This is a genomic window from Eubacterium sp. MSJ-13, from assembly GCF_018918235.1.
In the GTDB taxonomy this organism is placed as follows: Bacteria; Bacillota; Clostridia; order Lachnospirales; family Lachnospiraceae; genus Butyribacter.
The window spans coordinates 1-11315 of the sequence record NZ_JAHLQE010000079.1; the positions used below are offsets into that span (position 1 = coordinate 1).

Below are 11315 nucleotides of genomic sequence, written 5' to 3' on the forward strand. Positions count from 1 at the left end.
TCTAATAAGAAATCTTTTGCTTTCAAGCTTTATTCCTTATCGCTTTGTTGCGACAGCGGTATTTATCTTACAACATCTTTTCGACATTGTCAAGAACTTTTTTCTTTCAAAAAAAGATTTCGCTTTCACAGTACCTATAAGGAAGACTCTCACTTTCCAGTCGTTCATTCCTGTTTCCCTGCGACAGCGAAATCTATATTAACACCATTTTCGACATCTGTCAACACATTTTTTTACTTTTTATGGCTGAACTGTTACTTTGTACCAAAAATCCTATCTCCTGCATCACCAAGTCCTGGACATATGTATGCATCTTCATTAAGTTCCCTGTCAAGATGCCCTACATATACCTGTACATCGGGATGTGCCTCATGTAATACTCTTACACCTTCCGGAGCTGCTATAATACATAAAAACTTTATATTTTTACCACCACGTTGTTTTATAAAATCAATTGCCGCTTTAGCAGAACCACCTGTTGCAAGCATTGGATCCACAACTACCACCTGTCTTTCTTCTATCGTATCAGGCAGTTTACAGTAATACTCCTCAGGCTGGTGTGTTTCTTCATTTCTGCAAAGACCAATATGACCTATCTTTGCTGTAGGTACTAAAGCTGTTATCCCACCAACCATGCCAAGTCCTGCACGAAGTATTGGGACAACTGCCAGTTTTCTTCCTGAAAGCATAGGCGTTTTGCACATTTCTATCGGTGTCTTTACTTCAACATTTTCTGTTGGAAGGTCACTGAGTGCCTCATATCCCATAAGCATCGCTATCTCTTCTACCAAAGCTCTGAATTCATTTGTTCCTGTTGTCTCATCTCTCAGCCTTGAAATCTTATGCTGTAACAAAGGATGATTTAAAATTTTTACGTTTTCCATTTTTACCTCACTTTATAAACTTATAAATATTGTTATTATTCTACTGCATGTATACTGATTTCTATTACACACATACTTTGAATAATATATTTCTTACTCAAAATAATCTGCTACCTTTTTTAGATTCTCCACTATAGGAAGATGCTGCGGACAGACTCCTTCGCACTGCCTGCACGCAATACATTCACTTGCCTTGCCAAAACTCTGTGTAAGTCTATCATAATATTCACCCTGCGGTGTCCATCCCTTGTCCTTTGCCTCCTGCCTGTCTGCATTATAAAGAGAAAAATACTTCGGAATCGCAATTTTTTTCGGACAGCCATCTGTACAATAGGAACATCCTGTACATGGAATCTCTATATTTCCATTTATTATTTCTGCTGCCTTTTTTACCATACATATTTCTTCTTCATTTAATGGAACAAAATCAGCCATAAAGTCTGTATTATCCTCAAGCTGTTCCATATTGCTCATTCCACTTAAAACCATTTTTACATTGTCAAGACTTGCGACAAATCTTATTGCCCATGAAGGTATCGACATATCGGGTGCATACTCTTTAAACATGTTTTCTACTGAATATGGCACATTTGCTAGTGTTCCACCCTTTACTGGTTCCATAACCCATACAGGCACCCCATGCTTTTTGGCAACATCATAGCACTTTCCTGACTGTATCGCACTGCTGTCCCAATCGAGATAATTTATCTGCAACTGTACAAATTCAACCTCAGGATGTTCTGTCAGTACCATATCAAGCACATCCGCAGTATCATGAAAAGAAAATCCGACATGTCTTACAAGCCCTTGTTTTTTCTTCTCCTGAATCCATTCAAAACACTCAAGCTCTTTATATATCTTATAATGATCTTTCCCAACATCATGAATCAGATAGTAATCAAAATAATCAACACCGGTTTTTTGAAGCTGTGTATTAAAAATTTTATCTCTGTCGTCTTTATTTTTTATAAATCCTGCATGTAGCTTTGTTGCAATAGTATACTTATCTCTTGGATATCTGTCAACAAGTACTTTCTTTACTGCATTCTCGCTCTCAAAACCACAATACATCCACGCCGTATCAAAATATGTGAAGCCTTTTTCTATAAACTTATCAACCATCTTTTTGGTAAGTTCAATGTCTATACTCTTGTCATCATTTGGGTCTAATAACGGCAATCTCATAAGACCAAATCCAAGCTTTTTATCTCCCATAAAATTCCTCCTGTCTTAGTATAAAGCTATGTACAACTATTTATTATACTATCATCTTTTTTTTATACCGTAAATAAGAAAATTATCATATAACATTAATATTTAATTTCTCTTTTTTACATAATGTATCTATTTTAAACAGTTTAAATGCATATTTCATCTTAATTTTCATAAAAATATAAAAAAATAGTATTTAGGTATTAACATATTTATGTTCCTAAATTTTTGGGAGAGTATTTTGAATATCAATGATTTTTTTCACAAAATAACCTCTTACAATTTTAAAGAAAATTCAACATTATATCATTTTCTAAGAACAGGCATATGTATTCTTTCAACTGTATGCCTTGCAAGCATAGCCGTTGCCTTTGTATTTTCAACAAAACAGAATAACGTCTCAAGACAAGCAATGTCGCATATCATTTCAGAAAAAAAACTTCCTATCTACTGTGTTGATACAGATAAACCAAAAATCGCATTATCATTCGATGCTGCATGGGGTAATATCATCTTAATGAATTTTTAAACAACTCTTTTTAACAAAATAAAATCAGAAACAAAAACCGGAGGTTATACATGGAAGATATTAACAATATAACAGTCTACCGTGAATACAAAAAATTGTATGATACTGAAACTTTAATAAAAAAAATAATACATATTGAATTTGAGATATCATCTGACACTGAAAGTGTAGAACAAAACAAGCATTCAGAATGGAGTCATTATTATGAATAACAAGTTACAATGTGGTAAATATTGGGCATTATATATAAGACTGAGTCACGAAGATGGTGACAGATCAGAAAGTCTAAGTGTTTCAAATCAAAAATTAAAGCTTATATCTTTTATTAAACATATGCCAGATAAACCACCTTATAAGCTTTATATTGACGATGGTTTCAGTGGAACAACATTTGAACGCCCAGGATTTAAAAACCTTATAACTGATATATATCAGGAAATCATATCCGGCATCATAGTAAAAGATCTGTCAAGGCTTGGACGAAACAGTCCTAAAACAAGCTATTTTATACATGATTTTTTTCCTAAACATAAAATCCGCTTTATTGCAATTGATGACAACATCGATAAAGATTTTTTTGATTTTGATACATCCAGCGATATGATAATAGACATAAAAAATATGTTTAATGGATTTTATCCCCGTGATATAAGTAAAAAAGTACGTTCCACATTCCGCACAAAACAGACAGCCGGACAATTTATAGGAGCCTTTGCCTGTTATGGCTATAAAAAATCAATCAATGACCACAATAAACTTATAGTTGACCCTGTTGCTGCTGCCATTGTAAAAAAAATCTACGCACTTTATCTCTCAGGTACAGGTCAGAATACCATAGCTAAGATTCTTAATAAAAGTAATGTGCCATGCCCATCTGAATACAAAAAACTTCAGGGACTCAACTATAAAAATGGAAACAGACTAGACTATACAACATACTGGACTTACAGCAGCATAAGAAATATTCTCAAAAATGAAATGTATACCGGCTGCATGGTTCAAAATAAATCATTCAGAACATTATGCAGTAAAAACGCATCACCTCTGCCTAAAGACAAATGGATAATCGTTCCAGATACACACGAAGCAATAATAGACAAAACAACTTTTAACCGTGTTCAATCGCTTCTTGCAAAAAATGTGCGCCAAACTGTGCCCAATCATAATATTCATCTGCTTGCAGGCATCTTAAAATGTGGTGATTGTGGCAGAGCAATGGTTAAAACATCAAAAAATGGTAAAAATACATTTATATGCGGAAGCTACAACCGATATGGAAAAAGCCACTGCTCATCGCATCGCATTTCTGAATCAACAATTTTAAAAATTATTGTTGATGATTTTAACAATATACTGAAAAAAACAGACAATTTAGAACAAATTTTTCACAAAGAATTTACTTTATTTAAAAAAAATTCGTATAACGCAAACACAGATGAACATATTCAATATAAAATCGACAAACTCATCCAAAAGAAAAGAGCATATTTTGAAGATTTTAATGAACATCTGATCACGAGTGAAGAATACTATAACTTCACAAAACGCTGTGACTCACAGATTTCAGATTTAAAAAAAAAGCTTAACACCTGCAATAACATTATAAAAGATACAATCTTAAACCCAAATGCCTGCGAAATCCCACCTGCCCTAAGCGAAATCCTTGAAAAAAATATGATATCCGTACCAGATAGGCTGATCATAACACAAATGGTAAACTGTATTTATATTTATGATAATAACACAATTAAAATAATATATAACTATGATATGCCTAACCAAGAATAATATTTATAAGTGTTTTGTCAAGCATAATCGTCCTGTTCCACGGATTTAGTATTATCCCATTAATGCCATCGGCACTTACCGCTGCTCGTAATAACTGTTCAATATCAGTAAGAAATGTAGATTTAACCCCATCTCCTCCTTTCATCTCCTCATCAAAACTTGTAAAAGCTGTCCACCAGTTAATCCCATCTGCTGTTTTTACAACACTGACATTCATCTGACTTAATCCAAAAGATGGCTCTACTGCAATTACAAACTGCCCCTTTTGCTTCATCCTTTTTCTTATGACTGTCAATGTATGTGCAAGCATTTCCTGTGTTGCCTCATTCTGAAGTTCCTTTACCGCTTTCTCTATAAGCTCATTTCCCACAAGCCCCTCATCAACTTTATTTGTAAAGTCTATACTATTGTTTTTCATCTATAATTTCCTTTCCATCACGATTTTAATGTATAATTATACATCATTGTATATATTTTTGCATTACTTCCATCATCCTGCCAATGTCTAACGGTTTAGACAAGTGTGCATTCATTCCACTTGCAAGAGATTTTTTTACATCTTCTTCAAACGCATTTGCACTCATAGCAATAATAGGTAATCTACTACAGTCATCACGCCCGATACTTCTTATCTCTCTTGTCGCTTCCAATCCATCCATCTTTGGCATCATTATATCCATAAAAACAAGATCATACTTCACTGGTTCTGAATTTCTTATTATATCAACTGCCTGTTGTCCATCAAACGCAGTATCAACTATGATTCCCTCATCTCTAAGAATCGTACACATTATTTCACTGTTTAACTCATTATCTTCAACAACAAGCACATGCCTTCCATGTAGATCAATATCTTTTCTTTTGTTATCTTCTTCTGTTTCTTCCATTTGTGAAATATTTAATTTTAATTTAAAACTAAATGTACTTCCTGCCCCTGGTGAACTCTGCAATTTTATACTGCTTCCCATCAGATGAATCAGCCTGCTGCTTATCGCAAGGCCAAGTCCCGTCCCCTGCCTGTATATACTGTCATAATCCTTGACCTGTTCAAAACTTCTAAATACACGCTCCTGATCCTCCTTACTTATACCTATTCCATCATCAGCAACAGCAAAATACAACTCTGAAACTATTCCGTCTGTATATCCCTCCTTTACAGTTAATGTTATATTACCATTATCTTCTGTGTATTTTACAGCATTTCCAAGTAAATTTATAAGAACCTGTGTTATTCTTAATTCATCTCCATAAAAAGATTTATTTTTCAATTCTTCAATCTTTCTGAATTTAATATTCTTTTCTGAAAATTTTGCACTCATAAGATCAATAATAGACACAAGAGACTTACTTAAATCAAATTTATCCTCCATCAACTGCATTTTTCCACTCTCAATTTTTGACATATCTAGTATATCATTTATCAATCCAAGAAGATAGTGAGATGAATTTTTGATTTTAATCAAGCAGTCTGAAACTGCTTTTCTTTCTTTATTTCTTTTAATTGCAATCTCCGTCATTCCTATAATTCCATTCATCGGCGTTCTTATCTCATGTGACATACGTGCCAAAAAATCAGATTTCGCCTGTGCAGCAGAATCATGTTTATCAAGATTTATGCGATTTTGTATAATAGTTCCAATTTCCTGGAGATTCTTTTTCTCCATATCATCATTACAAATATCTGGTGATATCCCAAGTAAAAATATACTTCCAAAATATTTTCCATTATCTTCCATATTTATAATAATTCCATCTTCAGCACCATAACTTTCTGCTATTCTTTGATTTACGGGCATAGCCTCATTTATGGTTCTTACAGTATCAAGAACAGTTACTTTTCTAAAATCATCGCACTCATCTTTTGTACATCTGAATATCTTTAAATTATTACTATTTATTCTCTTATTTTCTGCCCAGTCATAATCTATACTTACTGCTGAATTTTCTTCTCCAAAAGCTGTAATCAAAAAATTACTTATATTATATTTTTCGATAAGTTTCAATACAAATATATCCAGTATTGTTGTAAAATTACCAGCCTTGTCAAATAGATTAAGTGCTATTGAAACTATCGACATTTGTTCTATGTAAACATATGATGCAATCTCACCAAACTTCGTTTCATTATCAATTTTCTGATATTTTTCATCCAACTGCTGATATACAGTATATAGTGACCCATTATCCTTTGAAAATCTCATTGCTGTCTGAGCCTGTTTTATCAATTTTTCTGTTGAAATAACTCTGTCAGATAATGATATTCCTGTCTTAAAACTTAGTTTCATATATTTTTCATTCGTAATCCCAGAAAATTTTATGCTCATCTGTTCAATTATGTTTTCTATATCGTTTATTGATACACCAGTTCCAAAACAAAGAAGCTCATCTGAACCGGCACGCACACAGACATAATCTGACAACGCATTACTTTTGCAACATTCAATCATTATATCTGATAATTTCTTTAAAATAATATCACCAAATACAAGACCATACTGCTCATCAATACTGATAAATCTGTCAATATCCATTATAAATAAAGTACCATCAGACCTTTTTCTTCTTAACTCCTTTACAGCCTCTATACCTGTTTCAAAGTGATACAATGAGGTAAGCGAATCATATTTTTTCTTATTTAATTTTTCTATTTCAAGTACCTTTCGCTGATTTATGTCTCTTATATAACCAACTATTCTTGTCTCATCACCATTATTATCTTTAAGAAGGCTTCCACACAGATTTACCCACCTGTATGCATGATATTTAACCATCAAAAGCCTAAATTCAATGTTCATATTTCCGATGTCATGCCTAAATCTATCCAACACCATTATCCGGTCAGCAGGATGAATCCTGCTAAGCAGCGGATGTTCGTCATCATATGAGCAATCCCATCTTCCATCATATTCTGAACTATTTACGATCTCAATAACATCATCTTTTAGCTCATAAGTAAAAAATATATCTTTTGAACTCTCAACCGCCAGCCTGTATCTCTCCTTTTCATCAAGGAGCTGTTCCTCCATTTTTTTCTGTGCATCCGTAACTTTCTCAACAATATCATGCAGTTCGTCTATTTCCATTATATTAGATGCCTTAAATTCATGAATTCCCTGTATCCCCCCTCTCACACTTTCCATAAGACGATACACGGGTTTAGTAACATATTTTATAAGCAATACAACCACAATCACTCCAAGAAGCGCACACACACAGATGGCAATGATAATATGCATATAAACCTGCTCTCCCAGAGCAAATATAGAATTCTGGGATACAAAACCATATAATGCCCATTTCGTATTTTCATAAGGTGCATTATTTATGTACAATTCAAGATTACTTTTTACGGAATATATTTTCTTCTCTCCAACCATTGCCCCTTCTATCTCATATAATTTTGGAATTTTTTTATATACCTTCAGCCTCCGCTTTTTTTCACGCGCAACAGTATCATACAGTGTTCCATTTCCTGTGATAACTTCAAATTTTCCATTTTCCTTTTCTATCACAAGTCCATACCCTGAATTAAGTTCTCTATCAAGGTCTGAGGCAGGAAAAAATGTGTTTAAATATGATAATGATACCTCAACACCTAAAATTCCATATATCTCATTATCATATAACAATGGTACGGAATAAGTTATCATCTTATGATTGTCCATATAATGTTCTTCAAGAATAAACGGCTCAGACCAATAGCCGAGATTTTTCATATCAGTATCCTTATTTTTTTGTGCGGTAAGAAGCGGTTTATAAAAAAAATCATCTGCGTTCCTCTTACCTGCTCCCATAAAACTAAAATTTGTTGTCCATGCCGTATCTAAAGTTATATTTTCTATACGAGCCAGTCTCTTACTTCCCCTTTCAAGTAACAAATCAGCATTGTTCGCCGTCTTAGTCTGTGGTTCAGAATCTCTTACAAAAAAGCCATTGTACTCACTTTCTATATCAGTACGCTTTCCATTTGCAAGTACTATAAATAATCCCGAACTCGTTCCATGCTGTAAACTTGAAATCGAACTTTCAAATATCATTTTTAAATATTTTTGCTGTGCAGAAGAAGAATTCAAAAAATCTTTTATATTTATATTTTCCCCTTTAAGCACCCTTTTTAATGCAGTATTCAATTCATCGCTTTCTTTGCTTATCCCTCCCCACTGTTCATTCATCGCATGCTGCAAAACAACCTGACGGTTTTCTATTATGTGACGATCCATATTCACCGCATTCTTTTCCAGATTGTCTTTTACACTGCTGAAAAACAACATTAAAAATGGTGCCACCCCCTGAAAAAGGACTATTCCAAGCAGTGGTATCAAAAATATATGAAGTAATCTTTTCTTTTTTTTCAAATCTTCCTCCTGCCAAAAAACATAAATCTTTATTTTACTGATTCATCAAGTGCATTACAAAATTCATTGTACCACTTGTCAAATGCCTTATCTGATGTATATTCTTTTATAAGCTCTTTGCGATTTTTCCCTTTAGCCAATGCCTTTTCTATCTGTTTTCTGTCTTTTTGTGCTCTATCTGATAAATTGTTTTCCAGCACATTTCTTGCATTGCTTCCATTCTCAAAATTTTTCGTTATATAATATTTTGTGTTGTCAAAATCACTCAAAACATTCTTAAGACAGTCATATGTCTTATTGTTTATATTTAATGATTTTTTATGAATAACCTCATCCAATGATTTGACACTGTTTGCTGACTTTAAAACAGGCATATATGCGGATTCACACGCAAACTGCAGATTTTGCTCTTTCTGTGTGAACCATTTAAGAAATACACATGATGCATATTCATGTTTTTTGTCAGACTTGGTAACTGCCATGTCTGCCCCCTGCTGAACCTTATAATTCTCCCCACCAGCCATAACAGGAGCCGGAAGTACTTCATAATCTATACTGTATCCTGTATTATCATCTTCCACTTTGTCAGGGAAATACATCGCAGACATTGAAGACCCCGTATAAGCAAGGATATCCCCTGTTTTTACATCATCTGACCTGAATTTTCCAAGTGCTGTAAAATAACCATTTATATATGGAACATAATAATTTTCCCACAGACGTTTTATAAGTTTCTTATCTGTATTAAATTTAACCTTTCCATCTTTAACTTCAAAAATATCTTTACCAAGCTGCTTCATTCCTATAACAAAATAGTTTGACATCGAATCTCTTCCATAAAAAGCCTTTCCATCATTTGGCTTATCAGGTGTTTTCTTATCCGTCCATTCATAATAACGCTTTGCGACCTTTACGATTCCCTCTACCGTTTTTAATTCATCAAGTGAAGAACCTGTCTGTTTAGCAAACGGCTCCCAATCCGTTTTATTTATCATAAGACTCTCTGTGGACTTTGCAACTGGAAAAAGATATAAAGCCTTATCTGCATTTAAATAACCTTCATCTATATATGAGTCAACATACTTTAGCAATTCTTTCTTTGAAAAATATTTTGTAAGATCAACCAGCTTCCCTTTTTGAAGCGCATAGTATGCATTATCCGCATATGATGAAAATATGTCTGGAAGCTTGTCTGCACCAACTTTACCATCGATAGAATCCGAAACTACCTTTGCAAGATCCGCAACAGTTCCCTGACTAATCCCCTCTACATTTATTCCAAGTTCCTTGCCTTCTGTTGAATTAAATTCATTTACAAGCTCATCAAACGCTGCCTGCTGGCTGCCATTATAATAATGCCATATCTTTATGGAAACTGGATTTTCCGGATCCAATTTAACATTTTCCTTATTATCCTTAATCCCTTCTTTAACACCACAACCTGCAAAAATAATTATTGCCACCAAAATAACAAGCAAACTTTTAACTGTCTTTTTCATGCCAAACTTATTCCTCTCTATTGAAGTTCTTTTAATATTTTGTTGTAAAATAACACAGCAATATTCCTAATGCTCCAATTGCAGCAAAACCAATCCCTATGGAAATAAGCCATACCCACACCGGTATGGAATCACTGACTACCCAGAAATCAGATGGTTTTTTTGCATTAAATCTTATCTGTACCGAATCGCCTTTTTTCCATACACCTTTGGAATATCCTATTTTCGACTCTTCCTGCACTATACAATTGCCATCAAAAAAAGCAAAGGTCGGATAATAATTATCATTGTTTTCACCATCACCTATTTTCCGTATCTCCTCTACTGTACCTTTTGCAATTTCCGTACATTCTATTTTTTTACGTTCCATTTCTTTTTTTGCTCTCATTGATAAATATATAAGTACAAATGACGCCGTAAAAAATGTCACAACCAGAAAAATTCCTATAATCACCTGTAAACCACTCCGTTCTAATATAAATTTATGTTTCTGACCTTTGCGTATAGTATACATCTTAGACCCTTAAAAATCAAATTTACTCAATATCAATCATAAAAGCAGCCACTGTAAAATCAATAAGAACATACTATTACTATAAACATTTATCTTACACAAAAATGATGCAGGTTCAAATTTTATTAAACCTGCATCATAGCCTTACCCTTAACAATTTATATCTGAATTTGTCTACATAAATATATCATTCCTCGATGCGCATCATAGGAGCAAGAGGTACATATAAAATCCATGCAAACACAACACATATCACACCTTTTAATAATGTAAACGGTACATTAAACACTACAAGTGCCTGTAATATACTGTGTACTCCCGGAAAGATTGCCTGATATGCTTTAAGTATCATTTCCTTAGGCATAAAATTATAATAAATAGGATATACAAAGAAATAGTTTGATACAATACTTAAAAGTGACATTGCTACAGTTCCCGTAAGCGAAGCTAATACAGCTCCTTTTTTGTCACTTTTCTTTTTATAAATAACTCCTGCCGGCACTACAAATGCGCACCCGAGTATGAAGTTTGAAA

Annotated in this window: 10 protein-coding genes; 3 read left to right on the forward strand and 7 right to left on the reverse strand. The window is 33.6% G+C overall.

What is annotated here, in order from left to right; genetic code table 11:
• Positions 1 to 254: 254 nt before the first annotated feature.
• A complete protein-coding gene (gene upp, locus KQI69_RS04775) occupies positions 255 to 884 on the reverse strand; it encodes a uracil phosphoribosyltransferase (protein ID WP_216564208.1) in 630 nt (209 codons plus the stop codon).
• A gap of 93 nt (positions 885 to 977) precedes the next feature.
• Positions 978 to 2099, reverse strand: coding sequence for an aldo/keto reductase (locus KQI69_RS04780; protein WP_216564209.1), 1122 nt, complete (start codon positions 2097 to 2099; stop codon positions 978 to 980).
• A 238-nt stretch (positions 2100 to 2337) separates the two neighbouring features.
• Here KQI69_RS04780 and KQI69_RS04785 point away from each other — a divergent pair, with 238 nt between their 5' ends.
• The 3 genes from KQI69_RS04785 to KQI69_RS04795 are packed head-to-tail and all read left to right on the forward strand — an operon-like array spanning position 2338 to position 4413.
• Positions 2338 to 2625, forward strand: a complete 288-nt coding sequence (locus KQI69_RS04785; protein WP_216564210.1) for a hypothetical protein — start codon at positions 2338 to 2340, stop codon at positions 2623 to 2625.
• Between the two features lie 50 nt (positions 2626 to 2675).
• A complete protein-coding gene (locus KQI69_RS04790) occupies positions 2676 to 2837 on the forward strand; it encodes a hypothetical protein (protein WP_216564211.1) in 162 nt (53 codons plus the stop codon).
• The gene (locus KQI69_RS04795; protein WP_216564212.1) at positions 2830 to 4413 is read left to right on the forward strand and encodes a recombinase family protein; all 1584 of its coding nucleotides are present in this window, start codon (positions 2830 to 2832) and stop codon (positions 4411 to 4413) included. Before KQI69_RS04790 ends, KQI69_RS04795 begins: the two co-directional genes overlap by 8 nt.
• Here KQI69_RS04795 and KQI69_RS04800 read toward each other — a convergent pair.
• The 5 genes from KQI69_RS04800 to KQI69_RS04820 all read right to left on the reverse strand — a co-directional run.
• Positions 4400 to 4831 carry an SseB family protein gene (locus KQI69_RS04800; RefSeq protein WP_216564213.1) on the reverse strand — a complete coding sequence of 144 codons (432 nt, stop codon included), beginning with the start codon at positions 4829 to 4831 and terminating at the stop codon, positions 4400 to 4402. The genes KQI69_RS04795 and KQI69_RS04800 overlap by 14 nt on opposite strands.
• 43 nt (positions 4832 to 4874) lie before the next feature.
• Entirely contained in the window at positions 4875 to 8768 is a 3894-nt protein-coding gene (locus tag KQI69_RS04805; protein ID WP_216564214.1) for an ATP-binding protein, read from the reverse strand.
• A gap of 29 nt (positions 8769 to 8797) precedes the next feature.
• Positions 8798 to 10267 carry an extracellular solute-binding protein gene (locus tag KQI69_RS04810; protein WP_216564215.1) on the reverse strand — a complete coding sequence of 490 codons (1470 nt, stop codon included), beginning with the start codon at positions 10265 to 10267 and terminating at the stop codon, positions 8798 to 8800.
• A gap of 31 nt (positions 10268 to 10298) precedes the next feature.
• Entirely contained in the window at positions 10299 to 10721 is a 423-nt protein-coding gene (locus KQI69_RS04815) for a DUF3592 domain-containing protein (protein WP_216564216.1), read from the reverse strand.
• Positions 10722 to 10968: 247 nt separating this feature from the next.
• Positions 10969 to 11315: ECF transporter S component (locus KQI69_RS04820; protein ID WP_216564217.1), on the reverse strand; the 347-nt coding region annotated here is incomplete at its 5' end.

Coding starts and splice junctions, on each gene's coding strand:
- KQI69_RS04780 (WP_216564209.1), bottom strand. CDS start 2,099: ATGGGAGATAAAAAGCTTGGATTTGGTCTTATGAGATTGCCGTTATTA.
- KQI69_RS04790 (WP_216564211.1), top strand. CDS start 2,676: ATGGAAGATATTAACAATATAACAGTCTACCGTGAATACAAAAAATTG.
- KQI69_RS04800 (WP_216564213.1), bottom strand. CDS start 4,831: ATGAAAAACAATAGTATAGACTTTACAAATAAAGTTGATGAGGGGCTT.
- KQI69_RS04795 (WP_216564212.1), top strand. CDS start 2,830: ATGAATAACAAGTTACAATGTGGTAAATATTGGGCATTATATATAAGA.
- KQI69_RS04810 (WP_216564215.1), bottom strand. CDS start 10,267: ATGAAAAAGACAGTTAAAAGTTTGCTTGTTATTTTGGTGGCAATAATT.
- upp (WP_216564208.1), bottom strand. CDS start 884: ATGGAAAACGTAAAAATTTTAAATCATCCTTTGTTACAGCATAAGATT.